Below are 23,204 nucleotides of genomic sequence, written 5' to 3' on the forward strand. Positions count from 1 at the left end.
GGACCGGCGATCGCGGACGGCTTCCCGTTCATCCGCGATCGCCGCATCAGGCGCCTGTCAGCGTGCCCTCATGTGCCTTCCGACTCCGCGGACTCGGTGCGCGGCTGCCGCCAGTCCCGCAGGACGTCCGGCCACACCCGCCGCATCACCCGGAACTGGAACGGGTACACCACCAGGTACCGCAGCGGTTTGATCGCCATCATGTACAGCTTCCCGAACACCCCGTACGGCTTCACCAGGGACGTCATCTGGGAGTAGTACTGGCCGTCCTCGCCCTTGACCCACCCGTGGTGCATCACGATGTGGCCCATGGACGCGGAGAACTCCGCCGTCCACTCGTCGTGCGTCAGGAACACCGACTTGAACGGCGCCAGCTCCATGTCCGGCCCGCGCTCGCCGTGCAGCAGGTCCTCCGGCATGTTGTCGCGCAGCGACGCAACCCGCTTGCCGACCTGCTGCTCGTCCTTGTCCCAGCCGAGCAGCTTGCCGAGCTTCCACCGCAAAGAGAACAACCAGCGGACCGCGGGACTGGTTTGCAGCGTCGCGTTCTCGGCGGAGGCGGCGTAGTACACCAAGGTCGACAGGTCGTCCGGACCACCGGGCGTCGGACATCCCCACACGTCCTCGACCCTGAACCCGGCGTCGAGGAGTTCGTGGATCCGCCACGGCCGGTCCACGAACTCCGAGTTCGGGACGCGCAAGGCGAAGAAGCGCTTCACCGATGCGATGACACCGATTCCCATCTCAGTCCTGCCCTTTCGATCCCTGAACCGGAGCGCGACTCAACGCAGTCGCACCGGCAGGGACGTGAAACCGCGCATGAAGCTCATCCGCCACACGGGGACGAACTCCGGGTCCACCAACCGCATCCCGCCGAACCGCTCCAGCAGCTGCGTGAACGCGACGTTCGCCTCCATCCTGCCCAGCGGCGCGCCGAGGCAGAAGTGGACGCCGTGCCCGAACGCCAGGTGCTTGGGGTTGTCCTCGACGAGGTGCAGCCGGGTCGTCTCGGGGTTGACCGCGGGGTCGAGGTTGGCGGCGTCGAGCGAGACGCACACCAGTTCGCCCTCGGGGATGGTGACGCCACCGATCTCGACGTCCTCGCCGGTGTACCGGGTCGTCGCCCAGCCGACCGGGCCGAACTGGCGCAGCACCTCTTCGGTCGCGGCCGGGATCTTGTCCGGGTCCGCCCGCAGCGCGTCGAGCGCCTCCTGGTCCTTCAGCATCATGTAGACGCCGTTGCCGATCAGGTGCAGCGCCGTCTCGTGCCCGGCCACCAGCAGCAGGAACGTCATCGAGATCAGCTCGGGCATGGTGAGCCGGTCGCCGTCCTCGCCGTCGGCGAGCAACCCGGACAGCAGGTCATCACCGGGCTCGGCGCGCTTGGCCGCCAGCAGGGCGGCCAGGTACTCGCTCATCTGCTTGGACACCGCGGCCATGTCGACGCTCGGGTCGGCGTCGAGCAGCAGCTTCGACCACTTCTGGAACTGCGCGCGGTCCTCGAACGGAACGCCGAGCAGCTCGCAGATCACCATGACGGGCAGCGGCGCGGCCAGGTCGTCGATCAGGTCGACCTCGTCCTTGCCCTCCATCTCGTCGAGGAGGTTCTTGGTGATCTCCTCGATGCGCGGGCGCAGGCCGGCGACACGCCGACCGGTGAACTCACGGCTCACGAGCTTGCGCAGCCGGGTGTGCTCCGGCGGGTCGCTGTTGAGCATGTGGCCCGCGAGCGCCTCCGAGGCGCCGACACTGCCTTCCGGCGCGACCCGGCGCAGGATCTCGTAGAGACCGGTGACGTTCTTGCGCATCCGCGGGTCCGCGAGGGCCGCACGGGCCTCGTCGTAACCGATGATCAGCCAGTGCGTCAGGCCGTTGGGCCTGCGGACCCGGATGACCGAGCCCTTCTCGCGCCAGGCGTTGTAGTACTTGTGCGGGTCGGCGAAGAAGTCCGCGCCGACGTCCTCGACGCCGACTTCGGTGGCCTGAGTAATCGTCCTCACCCTTTCGTTCGTTCTCACAGTTCCGGCGCGGTGTGCACCGGGGCGACGGCGTGCTCGGATCCCGGGTCACCCCCGGCTCGTCGACCACTCCCGCAAAACCTTCGGCCAGACCTCGCGGATCGACCGGAACTGCATCGGGTACAGCACCAGGTAGCGGATCGGCTTGATGGAGGCCATGTACAGCTCCCCGAACACCCCGTACGTCTTCACCAGGGACGTCATCTGGGAGTAGTGCTTGCCGTCCTCGCCCTGGACCCACCCGTGGTGCATGACGATGTGGCCCATGGACGCGGAGAACTCGGCCGTCCACTCGTCGTGCGTCTGGAACACCGACTTGAACGGCGTCAGCGCCATGTCCGGCCCGCGCTCGCCGTCCAGCAGGTCCTCCGGCAGGTTGTCGCGCAGCGACGCCACCCGCTTGCCGACCTGCTGCTTCTCCTCGTCCCACCCCAGCAGCTCGCCCAGCTTCCACCGCAGGGCGAACAGCTCGCGGACGGCCACGTTGGAGGTCAACGTCTCGTTGTCCGCCGACGCGGCGTACCGCACCAGCGTGTCGAGGTCGTCCGGGCCACCGGGCGTGGGCAGCGCCCAGACGTCCTCGACGCGGAACCCGTCGTCGAGCAGCTCGTGGATGCGCCACGGCCGGGACGTGAACTCCTCCTTGGGAATGCGCAGAGAGAAGAAGTCCTCCACCGCACCGGTGATCCGGCTCAACATCGAATGCCCCTTCGGTTCAGCTGCTCGACCGCGGACTCACTTCAAGCGGACCGGCAGGGAGGTGAAGCCGCGCATGAAGCCGAGCCGCCACTCGGGGAAGAACTCCGGGTCCGCCAGCCGCATCCCGCCGAACCGCTGCAGCAGCTGGGTGAACGCGACGTTCGCCTCCAGCCTGCCCAGCGGCGCGCCGAGGCAGAAGTGCATGCCGTGCCCGAACGCCAGGTGCTTGGGGTTCTCGTCCACCTGGTGCAGCCGGGGCGCCTCGGGCGTGATCTTCGGGTCGTGGTTGGCGGCGTCGAGGGAGATCGCCACGAGCTGTCCGGCCGGGATGGTGACGGCGCCGATCTTGACGTCCTCGTCGGTGAACCGCATCGTCGCCCAGCCCACCGGGCCGAACTGGCGCAGCACCTCCTCGGTCGCGGCGGGGATCCGGTCCGGGTTCGCCCGCAGCGACTCCAGCGCGTCCCGGTCCTTCAGCATCATGTAGATGCCGTTGCCGATCAGGTGCAGCGCGGTCTCGTGCCCGGCGACCAGGAGCAGGAACGCCATGGCGACCAGCTCTTTGGTGTTGAGCCGGTCGGCTTCTTCGCCGTTGACGCACAAGCTCGACAGCAGGTCGTCACCGGGCTCGGCCCGCTTGGCCACCATCAGGCCTTCGAGGAAGTCGCTCATCTTCTGCGAGATCGCGGCCGTGTCCACGTTCGGATCGGCGTCCAGCAGGATCTTGGACCACTTCTGGAAGTCGTCCCGGTCCTCGTACGGGACGCCGAGCAGCTCGCAGATCACCATGACCGGCAGCGGACCGGCCAGGTCCTCGATCACGTCGACCTCGTCCTTGCCCTCCATCTCGTCGAGGAGGTTCTTGGTGATCTCCTCGATGCGCGGGCGAAGGGCGGCGATGCGCCGACCGGTGAACTCACGGCTGACCAGCTTGCGCAGCCGCGTGTGCTCCGGCGGGTCGCTGTTCAGCATGTGCGACGACAGGTCTTCGGACGCGCCGGCGCCCTTGCCGTCCGGGGAGACGCTGCGCAGGATCTCGTAGAGCTCGGTGACGTCCTTGCGCATCCGCGGATCGGCGAGGAGGTTGCGCGCCTCGTCGTAGCCGATGACCATCCAGTGCGGCAGGCCGTTGGGCCGGACGACCCGGAAGACGGGACCGTTCTTGCGCCAGCGGCGGTAGTACTTGTGCGGGTCGTCGAAGAAGTCCGACCCGATGACTTCTTCCTTCACGACTCTGGTGGCCTGAGTAATCGTTCTCACCTTCCTTGGCTGTACCGACGATTGTCACGCACGGGCTACGGCAGGTCTGCCGGTTCGGGCAACCAGTCGTCGATCGCGACATCGCAGGACTTCAGGATGTAGGCGAGCATCGAATACGCGCCGACGGTCACCAGCACCTCCAGCATCTGCTCCTGGTCGAAGGTGGCCGAGAGCCGCTGCCACGTCGAGTCGGACAGCCGGGCCTCCGGACCGCGCAACTCGTCCACCGCGCGCAGCAGGGCGGCGTCGTGCTCGGACCAGCCGGGCGCGTCCGGACCGGCCGGGATCCGGGCGATCTCGTCCTCGGTGATGCCGGACCACTTGCCGATGACCAGGTGGTTCGCCCACTCGTAGCGTGAACGCAGCACGTAGGCGACCCGCAGGACCACCAACTCGCTGTCGCGCAGCGGGAGCTTGCCCTCGCCGAGCGCCGTGAGCATCGGCAGCACGCCGCTCAACAGCGCCGGGTGGTTGCCCAGGACGCCGAGGATGTTGATCACCGCGTTGGCCGGCTTGGTCGGCATGGGGCCGTCCGGGTTCACGTCGGCCGGCGTGTCGGCGGGCATCCCGATCAGCGGACGGACCTGCTCCGCCGGAGCGGGCGCCATCCGCGGCGCGGTGGTCTGCTGAACGGTCACGCGGTCACCTTCGCCTTCAACGTCTCCTCCAGGTCAACCATGTCGTGCAGCATCGCGCCCGGTCCGGGGGTGCCGTCGCCGTTCAGCTCGCGGTACACCGCGCCGATGTTGAGGATCACCCGCTCGCCGTACTCGAGGTCGGCGAACTCGGCGAAGTCGAACTCGCGGGCCGCCTCGATCGGGGTCTTGCCCTGCTGGTGGGCGGCGGTGGCGTGGGCCTGCACCCGCTCCAGGTAGTCGCGGACCTGGACGACCTCGGCCTTGCCGCCAACCGGGCCGTGACCGGGGACGACTGTGTCGACGTCGAGTCCGAGGATCGTGTCGCACGCCTTGATGAAGTTGGCGATCGGTCCACTGTGGACGACGCCGTGGCTGCCGAAGACCTGGATGTCGCCCGCGTACACCACGCGCTCGTCCGGAACGTGCACGATCACGTCGCCGACGCTGTGCGCCGGACCGACCTCGAGCACCCGCACGGTCCGCTTGCCCACGGTCAGCTCCAGCTCGCCGCTGAAGGTGACCGTCGGGTACGTCGGCTTGATGCCGGCGAAGTCGAACGGCTCCAGGATCGCGCGCAGCCGCGGGTCGGTCTCCGGGGACAGGTACGGGACCACGGTCTCCGGACCGGCCTTGCGCATGGTCTGCGCCGCCGAGGTGGAGGACACGATCACCGCGTCGGCCACGAGCTGGTTGCCCCACCAGTGGTCGCCGTCGTGGTGCGTGTTCACCACCCAGCAGATGTCCGACCCGGGCGCCGACGCGGCGATGGCGCCCAGCATGTCCCGCGTCTGGTCGAGGGTGTACAGCGTGTCCACCAGCAACGCCTCGTCACCGCTGACCACCAGGCCCGCGTTGCTGTAGCCGGTGGCGCAGGTGCCCTGAAGGTAGGCGTAGGTGTCGTTGGCGAGCCGGTGCACGCCGGTGGTGTAGGGAATGGTCACGGAAGAACCTCCTTGTCGCTGAATGTCCACGGTCAGTTCGCCGCCGCCATTGCGGCGCGGGGGCGCAACGCGATCCGCGGACCGCCCTGGGGCACCACGACCGGGCCGCGCGGCACCGGCTTGGCCGGATCGGTTTCGCCGCGCTCGAAGTCGAAGCCGGTCACCAGCTCGCGCACCATGGTCTTGATCTCGTGGATGGCGATCCGGTCGCCCATGCAGCGGGTGTGCCCGCCGCCGAACGGAATCCACGTGTACTGCCCCGGCTGCACGCCGATGAACCGCTCCGGGAGGAACTTCTCCGGCTCGGGGTAGCGCTCCGGGTCGTTGTTCATCAGCTCGGCGCTCGGCACCAGCAACTGGCCGGGCTCGTACCGCACACCACCGACCACGATCGGCGTGACCACCTGGCGGGCGAGGTTGTTCGGCAGCGGCGGGTGCAGCCGCAGCACCTCGTGCACCGCGGCGGTGAGGTACTCGTCGGTCTCACCCGCGGCGATCTCGTCGCGCAGCCTGGCCAGCCGCTCCGGGTCGCGGGAGAAGTGCTCGATCGACCAGCAGACCGCGGACACGGTCGTCACGGTGCCGGCGACGAACATGGTCATGATCTCGTCGCGCAGGTCCATCACCGACAGCTGCGAGCCGTCCGCGCGGGTGACGCCGAACAGCACCGACAGCATGTCGTCGCCGAACTCGCCGACCTCCAGCCGCTCGGCGATCGACTTGGCGATCAGGCCGTCGACCCGCCGCCGGTCGCCCCAGAACGCCTTGAGCCCCGTGCTGGGCCGCTTCTTCATGAGCCGCTTCTTCGCCGACGACCACCGGTCGATCTGCAGCATCGCGGTGGGGTAGCGGTTCAGCTCGACCATGTCCATCAGCGCGTCGAGCAGCTCGGGCCAGCAGCTCGGGACCACCTTGCCGTAGACCACTTCGCGGATAACGTTCATCGCCCAGCGGTGCACCAGCGGGTGCATGTCCACGACCTCGTCGCGCGGCCAGCCCGCGACCGAGTCCGTGGTGATCTCTTCCACCGCCGTGACGATCCGGTTGAAGGCCGCGCCCTTGAAGCTGCGGGTGAGCGACTTGCGGCGGGCCAGGTGCTCGCCCTCGTCGAGGAACGCGATACCGGTGCTGCCGAAGTACTTCTCCAGCGCGCCGTTGGAGTTGCCGCAGTGCAGGCTCGTGCGCGGCGCGGTGAAGATGGCGCGCACGTCGCCCGGGTCGGTGATCACGAAGAAGTCGATCCCCGGCAGCAGACCCAGCTTGAACCGGCGGCCGTACTGGTCCTTGCACTCGTTCAGGAACTGGGTGCGCTGAGTCGTGTACCGGATCAGCTGCTCGCGCTGGCCCAGTGTCGGACCCGGCACGGCCGAGGACGGGATCACCGTTTCCTCCGCCTGCGCGGTGTCGATCGGGCCGCTGTCGGCACCGTCCTCGACGGCGGTCCCGTTCACGTCGGGATGGGTCATGACATCTCCTTGTCCTGCGAACCTGACTCAGCAAGGAATCCGCGCCGGATCCACGTTTCGACAGCCGCGGCGCACCCAGGGTCGTTGATGATGCCGAAGTGGTCGGCGGGCACGTCGACCAGGTCGCCGCCGAGGTCCCAGCCGGGCCACGAGTGCTTTTCGTCGGCCCGGACGTACAGCCGCGGGATCTCCACGTCGGTGTCGACGCGTTCGGGCAGCAGGCGCAGGTAGGCGCCCATCGCCAACCAGCCGGCGGCGTCGAACGCCATGTCGAAGTCGCCGTTGAGCATCGTGGTCATGCTCGACTCGAACGCGCCGCCGCCGTTCTCGACGACGAACTGCGGTGACGGCGAGTCGAGCAGGACCAGGCCCGCCACGTCCCGGCCGCTGCGCCGGAGTTCGACCGCCAGCGAATGCGCGACCGCACCGCCGATGGAGTACCCGACGAGGACCACTTCGTCGGCGTCGCCGACGGCCTGCCGGATCTCGTCCGCGACCACTTCCATGGCCGCGTTCCAGGCTCCGGGCAGCGGCTCGCCGTCACGGAAGCCGGGCAGCGCGCAGGCGTACACGTTGTGGCCGGACAACCCCTGGGCCAGCGCCAGGAACAGGTGCGGGCCCGAACCGACGGCGAACGAGGGGACGCAGACGACCGCCACCTTCGAATCGCCCCTGGCGAGCCGCACCACGTGCCCGCCGGTCTCCGGCAACTCCGCCGGCGAGGTGAACGCCGGGCGGAACCGGGAGGCGTCCATCAGCCATTGCAGACCCCGGTCGAGGTCGCCCTCGTTGAGCGCGTGCTTGACCAACGACGTGAACATGCCGCCGCTGTCCGGTGCGAGACCGTTGGCGGCGAGGCCGGAACCGTCCGAAGTGGACTCTTCCGTCTCCGCCACGCTGCCGTTGGGGTCGGCCGCCGCCACGTCGCCCGCCACGTGCCGCACGAGCCAGCGGGACAGGCCGACGACGTCGGGGTGCTCGAAGACCGCGGTCGACGGCACCGACACACCGGTCACCCGGTTCAGGCGGTTGCACAGCCGGACCACGCCGACCGAGTTGAAGCCCAGCTCCCAGAAGCCCTGATCCGCTTCGATCGCGTCGCCTGACGGGTACCCGAGCACGGCCGCGACCTGCTTGCGGATCACTTCCTGCACCAGGGACTCGCGTTCGGCGGCGGGAACGGCGGCCAGCTGACGCACCAGGGCGCCGCCCTCGTCGTCGTTCTGCTCGTCCTGCGACTCCAGGCTCGGCTGACCGGCGCCCGATCCGTAGGCGGCCGGCGCGAGCCAGTACCGCTTCCGCTGAAACGCGTAGGTCGGCAGGACCACCCGCGTCGCACCGGTGGTGGCGTAGAAGCCGTCCCAGTCCACGTCGACACCGACCGTGTGCGCTTCGGCCAGCGACAGGGCGAACCGGTCCAGGCCGCCTTCGTCACGCCGGAGCGTGCCGACCGTGGCCACCGTCTCGCCCCGGCCCTCCATGTCGTGCGCCATCGCGGTCTGCTCGATCGCGGTCGACAGCACGGGGTGCGGCGACACCTCGACGAAGCGGGTCGCGCCGTCGTCGATCAGCCCGCAGATCGCGGCTTCGAAGCCGACCCGGTTGCGGAGGTTGCGGTACCAGTAGTTCGCGTCCAGGCCGGCGGTGTCGACGTACTCGCCGAGCGCCGTGGAGAAGAACGGCACCCGGCTCGACCGCGGCGCCACCGGTGCCAACTGCTCCAGCAGCTCGGACTTGAGCACCTCGACCGCGACCGTGTGCGAGGCGAAGGCCGTGCCGAGCGGGCGGGTGCGCACCCCGTCGCGCTCGCACTCGGCCTGCACCTCCAGGAGGATGTCGGCGTCGCCGGTGAGCACCACGGACACCGGGCTGTTCACCACGGAGACCGAGACCCGTCCGTCGTACTTGCGGACCCGCCGGTCGACGTCGTCGTCCGGTGCGCCGATCCACAGCAGACCGGCGTCGTTGGGCATCATGTCGTGCGCCAACCGGTTGCGGACCACGACGATCCGGGCGGCGTCCTCGAGGGACAGCGCGCCGGCGACGTAGGCCGCGGCGACCTCACCCTGCGAGTGGCCGACGACCGCGTCCGGCTCCACACCGTTGGCCCGCCACAGCGCCGCCAGCGAGACCATCACCGAGAACACCGCGGGCTGCAACACGTTCACCGGGATGACCCCGTCGACCACGTCCAGCGACGGCGCACCCGGCGCGGCGCGCAGCACGTCCTCCAGGTTCCAGTCCGCGTACGGCTCGAACGCCTTCGCGCAGGCCGCGATCTCGGCCGCGAACGCCGGCGCGGTGTCCAGCAGCTTCACCGCCATCTCGGTCCACTGCGAACCGTGGCCGGGGAAGACGAACACCGTCTTGCCGTCCATCACCTTGCCGTCGACCGTGTGGTCGGCGGGCTTGTCGGAGGCCAGTGCCGCCAGCCCGTCGAGCAGCTCGTCCCGGTCCCTGGCCGCGACCGCCGCCCGCCGCGACAGCGCCGCACGGGACGTCGCCGTCGAGAAGCCGACGTCGAGCAGGTCGAGCTCGGGGTGGTCGACCAAGTGGGCGTGCAGCCGCTCGGCCTGCGACCGCAACGCGGCCCGCGTGCGCGCCGACAGCAGCACCGGCACGCCGGGCGGCTGCTGACGCGTGGGCAGCGGAGCCAAGTCCGAGGCCGGGGCCTCTTCCACGATCACGTGCGCGTTGGTGCCGCTCATGCCGAACGCCGAGACACCGGCCCGACGCGGGTGGCCGTTGGGCTTCCAGGGCTGGTTCTCGAGCAGCAGCTCGACGTCGCCCATGTCCCAGTCGATGTGCGGGGACGGCTCGTCCACGTGCAGGGTGCGCGGCAGCACCTCGTTCCGCATGGCCTGCACCATCTTGATGACACCGGCGACACCGGCGGCCGGACCGGCGTGGCCGATGTTCGACTTGATCGAGCCCAGCCGCAGGGGGCCGTTCTCCCGCTCCTGGCCGTAGGTCGCCATCAGCGCGTGCGCTTCGATCGGGTCGCCGAGGCCGGTGCCGGTGCCGTGCGCCTCCACCACGTCCACCTGGTCGGGACGCAGCCTGGACGCTTCCAGCGCCGCCCGGATGACCCGCTCCTGCGAGGGGCCGTTCGGCGCGGTGAGCCCGTTGGTTGCGCCGTCCTGGTTGACCGCGCTGCCACGCAGCACCGCGAGCACCGTGTGGCCGTTGCGGCGTGCGTCGGAAAGCCGCTCCAGCACGAGCAGGCCCATGCCGTCGGCGAACGACGTGCCGTCCGCAGCGGCCGAGAACGCCTTGCACCGGCCGTCCGGGGACAGGCCCTGGAGGCGTGCGGTGTCGGTCAGGGCCACCGGGGTGGACATCACCGTCACACCACCGGCCAGCGCGAGCGAGCACTCGCCCGCCCGCAGCGCCTGCATCGCCAGGTGCACCGCAACCAGTGACGCGGAGCAGGCCGTGTCGACGGTGATCGCCGGACCCTCCAGCCCCAGGGTGTAGGCGACCCGGCCGGACAGCACGCTCGACATGACACCGGTCATGTGGAACTCTTCCAGCTCCGGCGGGACCACCGTGCCGTAGTCGGTGTTGGTCGCACCGCAGTAGACGCCGGTGTCACTGCCCCGCAACGAGTCCGGGTCGATGCCCGCGTGCTCCAGCGCCTCCCAGGCGCCCTCCAGCAACCAGCGCTGCTGGGGGTCCATCGCCTTGGCCTCGTTCGGGCCGATGGCGAAGAAGCCGGCGTCGAAGCCGCCCGCGCCCTCGATGAACCCGCCCATTTTCGCGTACGTGGTGCCGGACTGCTCGAAGTCCTCGTTGAACAGCTCTTCGAGGTTCCAGTCGCGGTCGGTGGGGAACTCCACGATCCCGTCGCCACCCGCGGCCACGAACTCCCACAACTTCTCGGGCGAGTCCACCCCGCCCGGGTAGCGGCAGCTCATCCCGACGATCGCCAACGGCTCGTCGACGACCTTGCGGCGCGACCGCGACGTGGTCTTGGCCGGTTCGGCGACCTCGGCGAACTCGCCCACGATCCGGTGCGCGATCGCCGCCGGGGTCGGGTAGTCGAAGACCATGGTCGCCGGCAGCCGCAGCCCGGTGACGCGGGTCAGCCGGTTGCGCAGCTCCACCGCGCCCATGGAGTCGAGCCCCATGTCCTTGAACGGGCGTTCGGCGTCGATCGCGGTGTGGGTGTCGTGCCCGAGGACCGAGGCGACCTGCGTGCGAACCAGGTCGAGCACGACCCGCACCCGGTCCGCCTCGGCGGTCTCGGCGAGCATCCGCGCCAGTGATCCTCCGGCGCGGCCACGGCGGGCGGGCATCCGGACCAGTCCGCGCAGCAGCGGGGCCAGCGTGCCCTGCCGTGCCTGGGCCCGCAGTTCGGCCAGGTCCGGCCGCAGCGGCGCGAGCAGCGCGGGCGTGGCCGTGACCATGCGCTCGGCCAGCTGCCGCACCAGCTCGGGCTCGGTGCTCCACACCAGCGCGGTCGCGGGCACGCCGTCTGCGCGCAGCCGGTGGCCGAGCGCGTCCAGGGCCGCGTCGCCGGCGGCGTTGGCGACCCGTCCGCCCGCGCCGGACAGCCCGGCGTCGGAGCAGACCAGCACGAACGCCGCCAGGTCGTGGCCGGCGGTCAGCTCACGCAGCCGCAGCGCGATGTCGAGCTTGGCGGCGATCGCCTGGTCGAGCTGGTCGGCGGTGTGCGTGTCGAGGGTGCCGTCGTCCAGCACTCCCGGCGCGTGGACCACCGCAGTCAGCCTGTCCACCGAGGTCAACACCTCGGCGAGCTGGTCGGCGGTGTCACCGGCCGCGGCGCGAGCGCCGAGATCGGCGGCCACCGCGTCGACGGCCTCGTCCGGGCCGCCGACGGTCACCAGCAGCAGCCGTGCGGCGTCGTGCCGCTCGGCCAGCTGCCGGGCGAGCACCGGACCGGCGCCACCGGGACCACAGGTGATCAGGATCGTGCCCTCGGGGTCCAGTTCCGGACCGGCTTCGGCCGTGGGCGCCGGTGCGAGGCGTGGCGCGAACAGCGCGCCTTCGCGGACGGCCAACTCGGGCTCGTCCAGGTCGCCGAGCACCGTCCACTCAGGACCGTTCCGGTCGTCCAGGTCGACCAGCACCACGGTGTCCGGGTGTTCGGCCTGGACGACGCGCACAGCGCCCCAGACCGCCGCCAGGGCCGGATCGGGCACGAGCCCACCGGCCGCGACGGCGCCGCGGGTCACCAGCACGAGCCGCGCGTCGGCCGTCAACGGGTTGGCGACCCAGCGGCGCACGGTGTCGATCGCCTGGGCGCACGCCACCCGCGCGTCCGCGTCGGATGCCGTGATCGGAGCGAGCACGAGCGTGGGAGCGGTCGCCCCCTCCGCAACGGCCGACGCCAGGGCGTCGAGATCGGCGAACCGATCCCCCGCCGCCTCCAGGTCGCCGAGGACCGCGACCCGCGCGGCCTGTGACGGCTCCGCGTCCACGGCCGCCCAGGTCAGGGTGAACAGCGAATCGGTGTCGGGGAGCAGCGCGCTGTCGAGCTGCGGCGCGGCCGGGCGGTAGGCGATCCGGCCGACCGACACCACGGGCTCGCCGTCGAGGTCCACGGCGTCCACGCGCAGCACCGAGTCGGACGTTGTGACGCGCACCCGAAGGCGTGCCGCCGTGGTCTGTCCGAACGAGACGTTCGCCCAGGAGACCGGCAGGCCCAGCCCTGCGTCGGGGTCGATGTCGAGCAAGCCGCCCTGGAGCACCGCTTCGAACAGACCGGGGTGGACCCCGTACCCGACGCCGTCGGTGTCGTCGGGCAGCGCGACCTCGGTGAAGATCTCGTCACCGCGCCGCCAAGCCGACTGCACGCCCTGGAACAGCGCGCCGTAGTCGGCCCCGGCCTCGGCGAGGTGGGTGTAGAGGTCGTCGACGGCCACGGGCTCGGCGTCGGCGGGCGGCCACTCGGTGTCGAAAGCCGCCGGGAGCGCGATGCCCGCGCCCAGCCGTCCCTTGGCGTGGCAGACCGCTTCCGAGCCGCCCGCGATGCCGCGCGAGTAGATCGCGATCTCACGGCGGCCGTCCGGGTCGGCCGGGCCGACGGTCACCTGGACCTGCCGGGCGTCGTCCGCCAGGACCAGCTGCGCGCTGATCTCCAGCTCCTCCAGCACCGGGCAGTCGACCGCCGAACCGGCCGCCATGGCCAGGTCGACCAGCGCGACGCCGGGCACCACCAGGGCGCCGAGGACGACGTGGTCGGCGATCCACGGCTGCGCGTCGGCCGCGATGCGTCCGGTGAACACCCATTCGTCGCGGTCGGCCACCGACACGGCGGCGGTGAGGATCGCGTGGTCGAGCCCGATCTGGCCCGCCGCGGCGACGTCCGCCCCGCCGGAGCCCGGCGCCAGCCAGAACCGCTCCCGCTGGAACGCGTACGTGGGCAGTTCGACCTGGGCCGCCTCGGTTCCGGCGTAGTACGCCGTCCAGTCGATGGTGACCCCCGCGGCCCGCGCCTCACCGAGGAAGCGGGCGAACGTCCCGACCTCGTCGTGCTTCGCACGCAGCGCCGGGACCAGCACCACGTCGTCGGTGTCCAGGGTCTGCCGCGCCATCGCGGTCAGCACCGCGTCCGGGCCGAGCTCCAGGAACCTCCTGGCGCCCAACCTGTACAACGTCCGCATGCCGTCGGCGAACCGCACGGCGCGTCGGACGTGCTTCACCCAGTACATCGGGTCGGTGACCTCGTCGGTCACCCGCTCGCCGGTCACGTTCGACACGATCGGGATCTTGGGCTTGGCGAACCGCAGCCCCCGCGCGACCTTGGCGAACTCCAGCAGCATCGGCTCCATCCGCGGCGAGTGGAACGCGTGGGACACCTTGAGCCGGTTGGTCTTCCGGTCCGCGAACTTCGGCAACCACTCCTCGGCGGCGTCGGCGTCACCGGACACCACCACCGCGCGCGGACCGTTCACCGCCGCGATCTCCAGCCGGCCCTCGAAGCCGGTCAGGGACGCGGCGACCTCCTCCTCGGTCGCCTGCACGGCCACCATCGCGCCGCCCTCGGGCAGCGCGCCCATCAGCCGGCCACGTGCCACCACCAGCGCGGCGGCGTCCTCCAGCGACAACACCCCGGCCACGTGCGCCGCGGCGATCTCGCCCACCGAGTGCCCGATCAGGTAGTCCGGCTTCACGCCGAACGACTCGACCAGCCGGAACAGCGCCACCTCGACGGCGAACAACGCCACCTGCGTGTACTCGGTGGAGTTCAGCAGCTCCGCCTCGGCGGACCCGGCCTCGGCGCTCATCAGCTCGCGCACCGACCGGCCCACCAGCGGATCCGCCGCCGCGCACACCTCGTCCAGCGCGTCCGAGAAACGGGGGTACGCCGCCGCGAGGTCCGCGCCCATCCGGGCCCGCTGCGAACCCTGGCCGGTGAACAGCACCGCCGTCTTGCCGGTGACCGCCCGGCCGTCGGCCGATCCCGGTTCCCCGGTCGTCAGGGCCGTCAACGCGGCCATCAGCTCGTCGCGGTCGGAGGCCGTGACCACCGCACGCCGCTCCAGCAGCGCACGCGTGGTCGCCACCGAGTAGCCGATGTCGGCCGGCGTCAGCTCGGGCCGCGCCGCCAGGTGGTCGCGCAACTGCGTGGCCTGCGCCCGCACGGCCGCCTCGCTGCGCCCGGACACCAGCACCGGGACCACACCGGACGGCCGTCGCGGCGCATCCGGTTCCGCGGTCTCGGCGGGCGCGGAAGGGGCTTCCTCCAGGATGACGTGCACGTTGGTGCCGCTCACGCCGAACGACGAGATCCCCGCCCGGCGCAGCCTGCCCTCCGACCGCCACGGCCGCGGCTCCGACAGCAGCGCGACCGCGCCGCGATCCCACTCCACGTTCGGGGACGGTGTGTCCGCGAACAGGGTGGCGGGCAGCGTCTCGTGCCGCATCGCCAGCACCATCTTGATCAGGCCCGCGACGCCCGCGGCGGCCGACGTGTGGCCGATGTTGGACTTGATCGACCCCAGCCACACCGGGCCGTTCGCCCGGTCCTGGCCGTAGGTGGCCAGCAGGGCGTGCGCCTCGATCGGGTCGCCGAGCTCCGTTCCGGTGCCGTGGCCCTCCACGGCGTCGACGTCCGCGGCCGACAGGCCCGAGTTGGCCAGCGCCGCCCGGATCACCCGCTCCTGCGCGGGGCCGCTCGGCGCGGTCAGGCCGTTGCTGGCGCCGTCCTGGTTCACCGCGCTGCCGCGCACCACGGCCAGCACGGTGTGCCCGTTCTTGCGCGCGTCCGACAGCTTCTCCAGCACGATGACGCCGCAGCCGTCGGCGAACGCGGTGCCGTCGGCGTCGGCCGAGTACGCCTTGCAGCGGCCGTCCGGCGCCAGCCCGCGCTGCCGGCTGAACTCGACCAGCAGCGTCGGGCTCGACATCACGGTCACTCCGCCGACCAGCGCCAGCGAGCACTCACCGGCCCGCAACGCCTGCGAGGCCTGGTGCAGCGCCACCAACGACGACGAGCACGCGGTGTCCACCGTGACCGCCGGGCCTTCCAACCCGAGCAGGTACGAGATCCGACCGGCCAGGACGCTGGTCAGGATGCCCAGCCGGTAGCCGCCCAGCTCCGGCGGCATGGTGGCGCCGTACTCGGAGCTGATCGCGCCGCAGAAGACACCGGTGTCGGTGCCGCGCAACGAAGTCGGGTCGATGCCCGCGTGCTCGAACGCCTCCCACGCGCCTTCCAGGATCAGGCGCTGCTGCGGGTCCATCGCCAGCGCCTCGCGCGGGCCGATGCCGAAGAAGTCGGCGTCGAACTCGGCGACGTCGTCGACGAACCCGCCGGTCCGGCAGTACGTGGTGCCGGGGTGGGCCGGATCCGGGTGGTACAGCCGCTCGACGTCCCAGCCGCGGTCGGCGGGCAGCGGCACCATCGCGTCACGGCCCTCGGACAGCAGCTCCCACAGCCGATCCGGCGACGACGCCCCGCCCGGGAACCGGCAGCTCATGCCGACGATCGCCAGCGGCTCGGCCGACTGCGCCCGCAGCTGCGAGTTGTGCTTGCGCAGCCGTTCGTTCTCCTTGAGCGATTGCCGCAGCGCGTCGATCAGATCGTTCTTGTCGGCGGTCACGCCCGGTCCTTCCTGTCCATGCGGTGGTCTGCACGTGTGTCGTCGTTACGCACTTACAGGTCCCCTCGGGCCATGCGGATCAGCGCTTCGGCGTCGAGGTCGTCGATCGCGCCTTCGTCGTCGTCCTCGGTCTGCTCCTCCGGCGCGTCGCCGCGCGCCAGGTCGAGCAACGCGTCCAGCAACTGCGCGCGGCGCAGGCGTTCGATCGGGATCGACGCGAGGACCGCGCGGATCCGGGCGGTGTCGTCCTCCGCCGCGCCGCCGGTCGTGACCTCCGGTTCGACGGATTCGAGCAGGTACGCGGCCACCGCCGCCGTGGTCGGGTGGTCGAAGACCAGGGTGGCGGGCAACCGCAGCGCGGTGATCTTGCCGAGCCGGTTCCGCAGGCCGACGCTGGCGAGCGAGTCGAAGCCCATGTCCTTGAACGCCCGGTCGGGGTCGATCGCCGCCCCCGACTCGTGTCCCAGCACGGCCGCGACCTGTGCCTGCACCAGTTCCAGGACCACCGACTCGCGCTCGTCCTCGGGGACGCCGGCCAGCCGCTGGGCGAGCGAACCGCCCGCGGGCTCCGCCGCCTGTGCCGGGACCTTCACGAGTCCGCGCAGCAACGCGGGCAGCGATCCGGCCCGTGCCTGCGCCCGCAGCGCCGGCATGTCCAGCTGCACCGGAGCCAGCAGCGCGTCGTCCAGGCCCAGCGAGTAGTCGAAGAGGTCCAGGCCCCGGTCGACCGCCAGCAGGGCCACACCGGCACTTTCGATGCGGGCCACGTTGGTGTTGTCGAGCCGGCCCGCCATGCCGACGCCGTCGGCCCACACGCCCCAGGCCAGGGACGTGGCAGGCACTCCGGCGGCGCGCAGGCGCTGGGCCATCGCGTCGAGACCGCCGTTCGCGGCGGCGTAGCAGGACTGCCCCTGGTTGCCGAACAGCGAGGCGCCCGAGGAGAACAGCACGAACGCCGACAGGTCCAGGTCCGCGGTGAGCTCGTGCAGCTGCCAGGCGGCGTCGACCTTGGGCCGCATGACCCGTGCGAGCTGGTCCGGGGTGACCGATTCGATCACGCCGTCGGCGAGCACGCCGGCCGTGTGCACGACCGCCGTGAGCGGGACGTCCAGCGAATCCAGCAGGGCGGCGACCTGATCGCGGTCGGCGATGTCGCAGGCCTCGATCCGCACGTTCGCGCCGAGTCCGGTCAGCTCGGCCGCCAGCTCGGACGCGCCTTCTGCCGCGGGACCGCGACGGCTGACCAGCACGAGGTTCCGGACACCGTGCCGCGAGGCCAAGTGCCGGGCGAAGACCACACCCAGGCCGCCGGTGCCACCGGTGACCAGCACGGTGCCGTCCGGGTCGATCGAACGCATCGCGTCCGCGGCGACCGCGGGCACGCGTGCCAGTCGCGGCGCCGAGACCTGACCCGCCCGCACCGCCAGCTGCGGTTCGTCGGCGGCCAGCAGGGCGTTCCACGGAACTTCGGCGCTGTCGTCGTCCAGGTCCACGAGCACGATCCGGCCCGGGTGCTCGGACTGGACGCTGCGCGCGAGACCCCACGCCGCGGCCTGGGCGATGTCGGGGGTTTCGCCCTCCAACGCCACCGCGCCGCGGGTGACCGCCACCAACCGGGTCTCGGTCAGGCGTTCGGCGGCCAGCCAGCGCTGGATCGTGGCGAGCATCTGCTCGGCGGCTTCGAGGGCCATCGCGGCCGGCGTGCCCGCGGTGACGTTCGCGGCGATCCGGGCCACGATCGCGGCCGGGGCCGCGCCGTCCTCGGCGACCGCCTGCTCCAACGCGTCCAGACCTTCTGCGCCCAAACCTTCGACGTCCCAGCCGATGCGGGCCAGCCGGGCGGGTTCCGCCTGTCCGAGCTGCACCGGCACCCACTCGACCCCGTACAGCGAGTCGGGTCCACCGCCGCGCACGCGTTCGAGCTGTGCCGGGTCCACCGTCCGGTAGACCAGGCCGCTGATGCTCATCACCGGCGCGCCGGCGTCGTCGGCCATGTCGACGTGCAGGCCGGTGTCGGCGGAGCTGACGATCCGCACGCGGGCCGACTTCACCCGTCGTCCCGGGCGCACCCCGGACCACGTGAACGGCATCTCGAACGGCGCGTTCGGGTCCTTGCCGATCAGCGCGCCTTGGAGCGCGGCGTCGAACAGGGCCGGGTGCAGCACGAAACCGTCGTCGTCGGCGTCGTCGGGCAGGGCCACCTCGGTGTAGAGCTCGGCGCCCACGCGCCACGCGGCCCGGATGCCCTTGAACAGCGGCCCGTAGTCCAGGCCCGCCAACTCCATGCGCGCGTAGAGGCCGTCCACGGCGATCGGCTCGGCGCCCGCCGGCGGCCACTGCACCGGCATCCTTGCCACGGCAGCGGATTCGGCGACCAGCCAGCCTCGGGCGTGGCAGATCGCTTCGGGCTGCTCGTCGTCCGGACCGGCGTTCGGGGTCGAGTACACCGCGACCTCGCGGCGACCGTCCTGCGGTACGCCGACCGTCACCTGGACCCGGCAGCCCAGCTCGTCGTCGAGGACGAGCGGAGCCTCCAGCACCAGCTCGTCCAGGATGCCGAAGCCGACGCCCGCGCCCGCGCTCAGCGCGAGTTCCACCAGCGCGGTCCCCGGTGCGATGGGAATGCCGAAGACGACGTGATCACCGGTCCACGGCTGCGTTTCCGGCGAGATCCGGCCGGTGTACACCCACTCGTCCCGGTCACCGATGCGCACGGCCGCGGCGAGGATCGGGTGATCCACCTTGTGCAGCCCGGCCGCCTCGGCGTCGCCGCCGCCGGTGCCCGGCACCAGCCAGAACCGCTCGCGCTGGAAGGCGTAGGTCGGCAGGGGCACCGCACGCGCCCCACTGCCCGCGTAGACGACCGACCAGTCCACCGCCACACCGGTGACGTGGGCCTCGGCCAGCGACAGCGCGAACCGCTCGAAACCACCCTCGTCACGCCGCAACGACCCGACGACGCCGACCTGGGACGCGGCGCCGTGATCGGCGACCGTGCCCTCCACGGCCATGGTCAACACCGGGTGCGGCGACACCTCCACGAAGCACTCGGCGCCGTCGTCGATCAACGCCCGGATGGCCGGCTCGAAACCGACCCGCCCGCGCAGGTTCCGGTACCAGTACCCGGCGTCGAGCGTGGCCGTGTCGACGAACGCGCCAACGGCCGTCGAGTAGAACGGGATCGAGCCGGACTTCGGCGTGACCGGGCCCAGCACCTGTGCCAGCTCGGCCTGGATGATCTCCACCTGCGCCGAGTGCGACGCGTAGTCCACCGCGATCTTCCGAGCCCGGACGCCGTCCCGCTCGCACGCCGCGATCAACTCGTCCAGCGCGCCCGGCTCACCGGACACCACCACGGCCGCCGGACCGTTCACGGCGGCGACGGACACCCGTCCGTCGTACTGCGCGATCAGCTCCTCGACCGTCCCGACGGGCGCGGGGACCGACACCATGCCGCCCAGCCCGGCGAGCCGTTCCGCGATGGCCCGCGACCGCAGCGCCGCCACCCGCGCGCCGTCCGCCAGCGACAGACCACCGGCCACCACCGCGGCGGCGATCTCGCCCTGCGAGTGGCCCACGACCGCGACCGGCTCCACGCCGTAGGACCGCCACAACGCGGCAAGGCCCACCATCACCCCGAACAACGCGGGCTGCACCACGTCCACGCGCTCCAACGACGGCGCGCCCTCCACGCCGCGCAGCACGTCCTCGAGCCGCCAGTCCACGAACTCGCCCAGCGCGTCACCACAGGCCGCGATCTCCCGGGCGAACACGTCGGACGAAGCCAGCAGCTCGACCGCCATGCCCTGCCACTGCGCGCCCTGGCCCGGGAACACGAACACGGGACGCGCGCCGGTGGCGAGCACCTGGCCTTCGACCACGGTGTCCGACGGCTCGGCCGCGCTCAGCGTGGACAGCCCCGCCAGCAGCGACTCACGATCGGACGCCACCACCACGGCCCGCTGGTCCAGCTGGTCCCGGGTCGTCACCGAGGAGAACCCCAGGTCGACCACGGTCAGCTCCGGACGCGCCAGCACACTGGCCCGCAACCGCTCGGCCTGGGCGCGCAACGCCGCCGCTCCACGACCGGACAACAGGACCGGGACCGCCGGGGGAACCGCCACCGGGGTCGTCCCGACCGTCTCGGGAAGCACGTCGAACGGCGCTTCCTCCAGGATCACGTGCGAGTTGGTGCCGCTGACCCCGAACGAGGACACGCCCGCCCGGCGCGGGTGGCCGTTCGTCTTCCACGGCCGTGCCTCGGTCAGCAGCCGGACCTCGCCGGACTCCCAGTCCACGTGCGGCGACGGCGCGTCCACGTGGAGGGTCGCGGGCAGGGTCTCGTTGCGCAGCGCCTGCACCATCTTGATCACGCTGGCGACACCGGCCGCCGTGGAGCTGTGCCCGATGTTCGACTTGACCGAACCCAGCCACAGCGGACCGTGCTTGCGTTCCTGGCCGTAGGTGGCGAGCAGGGCCTGGACCTCGATCGGGTCACCCAGCTTGGTGCCCGTGCCGTGACCCTCGACGACGTCCACGTCCGCCGCCGTCAGGCCGGCGTTGGCCAGGGCCTGTCGGATCACCCGCTCCTGCGACGGGCCGTTCGGCGCCGTCAGGCCGTTGCTGGCTCCGTCCTGGTTGACCGCGCTGCCGCGGACCACCGCGAGCACCCGGTGCCCGTTACGGCGGGCGTCCGAAAGGCGCTCCAGCACGATCAGGCCCGCGCCGTCGGAGAAACCGGTGCCGTCGGCGGCGGCGGCGTAGGACTTGCACCGGCCGTCCGCGGACAGTCCGCGCTGCCGGCTGAAGTCGATGAAGAGGGTCGGGCCCGCCAGCACCGTCACACCGCCGACCAGGGCCAGGGAGCATTCACCGGTGCGCAGTGACTGCGCGGCCATGTGCAGGGCCACCAACGACGCCGAGCACGCCGTGTCCACCGACACCGAGGGGCCTTCGAGCCCGAACGTGTAGGAGATCCGGCCCGACACCACGCTGGTCGTGCCGCCGGTCAGGCGCAGTCCCTCGATCTGCGGCGCTCCACCGGCCGGGATGGGCGCGTAGTCCGACGGGCCGACACCGCAGTACACGCCGGTGTCACTGCCGCGTAACGAGGTCGGCGTGATGCCCGCGTCCTCCAACGCCTCCCATGCCAGCTCCAGCAGCAGCCGCTGCTGGGGGTCCATGGACAGCGCCTCGCGCGGGCTGATCCCGAAGAAGTCCGCGTCGAACGTCGTTGCGCCGGCAACGAACCCGCCGGCACGCGTGTAAGTCGTGCCGAGCCTGTCCGGGTCCGGGTCGTAGAGCCGTTCCAGGTCCCAACCGCGGTCGGTGGGTAAGCCGGAAATCGCGTCACGGCCCTCGGCGACCAGGTCCCACAGTTCGTCCGGTGAGTTCGCGCCGGCGTAGCGGCAGCTCATGCCGACCACCGCGAGCGGCTCGGTGACGCGTTCGTCGATCTCCCGCAGGCGGGTCTGGGCGGCGTTGAGTTCGGCTGCGGTCTGCTTGAGGTAACGGACGAGCTTGTCCTGCTGATCGGTGGTAAGTGCCGTCATATCCTTTTCCTCACACCTCGCCGAACTCGCTTCGTGATCCCGAAGACGTGTCCGCGGTCGCTGTGGCCCGAACTGCTCTTCACCTCGTCGGTGCCGACGGAAGTGACGCCCCCAGCGCCTTCCCCCGGCTCATCGTGCGCGTACGGCCACCGGCCCCGGCGGTACCGCGATCCCCCTGCTCCGACCACCGCCGCCCGCCACCGAACAGGTAGTCCGACAACGGCGATGCGGGCAGAACACGCACGTCCGCGTACGACTCAGGACGTCGACTGAATCGGGGCGCGCGGTGGTGAAACGGTACGACGGAGCGGCCGACAACGTATGGCACATGGCCATATTCGCACGAGGCCCATCAGGAAACGGGCGTCACTTGACAGGAAGTGGACGGGCGTCGAGGTGCGATCTACCGCCGGTGACGAGGGTGAATTCCCAGGTGAGCCCGGATCAAAACGGCGGAAGTGCGGTTATAGGGAAAAAGTATGAGGGGATCCGTCCACATGCGCCTGCACGGTGACGGCTGTCACCATCGACCCGTCGGGCGCACGTGCCGGACCACGGTGTGCGACTGGTTCCGTTGCACAGCACCATTCACCGCGAGTTCACCCGCGCAGCGCCGGTACCTGGCGCCACGTTCCGATCGCACCGTTATGGACGATGGCGCACGTAGCGGTCAACCGTATCTTCACTCGGGTTTACCGTATTCACGAATCCGATCCGGGCCACCGGAAAACCTATCACCGCAGGTTCTAGCCGAAACGCCCGTGCACGTAGTCGGAGGTGCGGGAGTCGGTCGGCGAGTCGAAGATTGTCGTTGTCGGACCCGCTTCCACGATCAAGCCCGGGGTGCCCTGCTCCGCCAGGAAGAAGGCGCACTGCTGCGACACCCGTGCCGCCTGCTGCATGTTGTGCGTGACGATCACGATCGTCACCTCGTGCGCCAACTCGGCGATGGTCTCCTCGATCCGCCGGGTCGACGTCGGGTCGAGGGCGGAGCACGGCTCGTCCATCAGCAGGACCTTCGGGCGCACCGCCAACGAGCGCGCGATGCACAGCCGCTGCTGCTGACCACCCGACAGGGCGCCGCCGGGCTGGCGCAGCCGGTCCTTGACCTCCGGCCACAGGCCCGCCTTGGTCAGGCACTCCCGGACCAGGTCGTCCTTCTCCGACCGCCTCGCCCGCACGCCGGTCAGCTTCAGGCCCGCCACCACGTTGTCGTAGATCGACATCGCCGGGAACGGGTTCGGCTTCTGGAACACCATGCCGATCTGCTTGCGCGCGTCGGTGAGCTTGCGCCCCGGGTCGTACACGTCCTGCCCGGACAGCAGCACCTCGCCCGCCAGCGACGCGCCGGGCACGAGTTCGTGCATCCGGTTGAGGATTCGCAGGAACGTCGACTTGCCGCAGCCCGAGGGACCGATCAGCGCGGTGACGGTGCCGGCCGGCATGACCAGTGAGACCCGGTCCAGGACTTTGCGGGCGCCGAACCAGGCCGAGATCGACCGGGCGTCCAAGCTTGCCAACGTCGGGGGCATGGTGAGCGTCATCGGGTTCTCCGTCGG

The 23,204-nt window shown here is 71.1% G+C and carries 9 protein-coding genes and 1 pseudogene; all 10 read right to left on the reverse strand.

From position 1 onward, the window contains the following. Positions 1 to 68 precede the first annotated feature (68 nt). The gene (locus tag F4560_RS26670; protein WP_221483655.1) at positions 69 to 719 is read right to left on the reverse strand and encodes a DUF2867 domain-containing protein; all 651 of its coding nucleotides are present in this window, start codon (positions 717 to 719) and stop codon (positions 69 to 71) included. Between the two features lie 63 nt (positions 720 to 782). Continuing rightward, a complete protein-coding gene (locus F4560_RS26675; protein ID WP_312869490.1) occupies positions 783 to 2,000 on the reverse strand; it encodes a cytochrome P450 family protein in 1,218 nt (405 codons plus the stop codon). Between the two features lie 66 nt (positions 2,001 to 2,066). Then, positions 2,067 to 2,717 (reverse strand): DUF2867 domain-containing protein, encoded by a 651-nt coding sequence (locus F4560_RS26680; protein ID WP_221483656.1) that lies wholly within the window; start codon positions 2,715 to 2,717, stop codon positions 2,067 to 2,069. Positions 2,718 to 2,753: 36 nt separating this feature from the next. Continuing rightward, positions 2,754 to 3,977: a cytochrome P450 family protein gene (locus F4560_RS46290; protein ID WP_312869491.1), complete on the reverse strand. Its 1,224-nt coding sequence runs from the start codon at positions 3,975 to 3,977 to the stop codon at positions 2,754 to 2,756. A gap of 35 nt (positions 3,978 to 4,012) precedes the next feature. Then, positions 4,013 to 4,615, reverse strand: a complete 603-nt coding sequence (locus tag F4560_RS26690) for a carboxymuconolactone decarboxylase family protein (RefSeq protein WP_184924313.1) — start codon at positions 4,613 to 4,615, stop codon at positions 4,013 to 4,015. Next, positions 4,612 to 5,556, reverse strand: coding sequence for an MBL fold metallo-hydrolase (locus F4560_RS26695; RefSeq protein WP_184924315.1), 945 nt, complete (start codon positions 5,554 to 5,556; stop codon positions 4,612 to 4,614). The genes F4560_RS26690 and F4560_RS26695 overlap by 4 nt, the downstream gene beginning before the upstream one ends. Before the next feature lie 32 nt (positions 5,557 to 5,588). Beyond that, positions 5,589 to 7,022, reverse strand: a complete 1,434-nt coding sequence (locus F4560_RS26700; RefSeq protein WP_184924317.1) for a cytochrome P450 — start codon at positions 7,020 to 7,022, stop codon at positions 5,589 to 5,591. Next, a complete protein-coding gene (locus F4560_RS43765; RefSeq protein ID WP_221483657.1) occupies positions 7,019 to 16,093 on the reverse strand; it encodes a type I polyketide synthase in 9,075 nt (3,024 codons plus the stop codon). Before F4560_RS43765 ends, F4560_RS26700 begins: the two co-directional genes overlap by 4 nt. Before the next feature lie 53 nt (positions 16,094 to 16,146). After that, positions 16,147 to 21,531 (reverse strand): annotated as a pseudogene (locus tag F4560_RS26745) (type I polyketide synthase); the annotation flags it as partial. 860 nt (positions 21,532 to 22,391) lie between these two features. Beyond that, positions 22,392 to 23,189, reverse strand: coding sequence for a phosphate ABC transporter ATP-binding protein (locus F4560_RS26750; RefSeq protein ID WP_184924321.1), 798 nt, complete (start codon positions 23,187 to 23,189; stop codon positions 22,392 to 22,394). Positions 23,190 to 23,204: the final 15 nt, after the last annotated feature.

The sequence above is a fragment of the Saccharothrix ecbatanensis genome, from assembly GCF_014205015.1.
Classification (GTDB): Bacteria; Actinomycetota; Actinomycetes; order Mycobacteriales; family Pseudonocardiaceae; genus Actinosynnema; species Actinosynnema ecbatanense.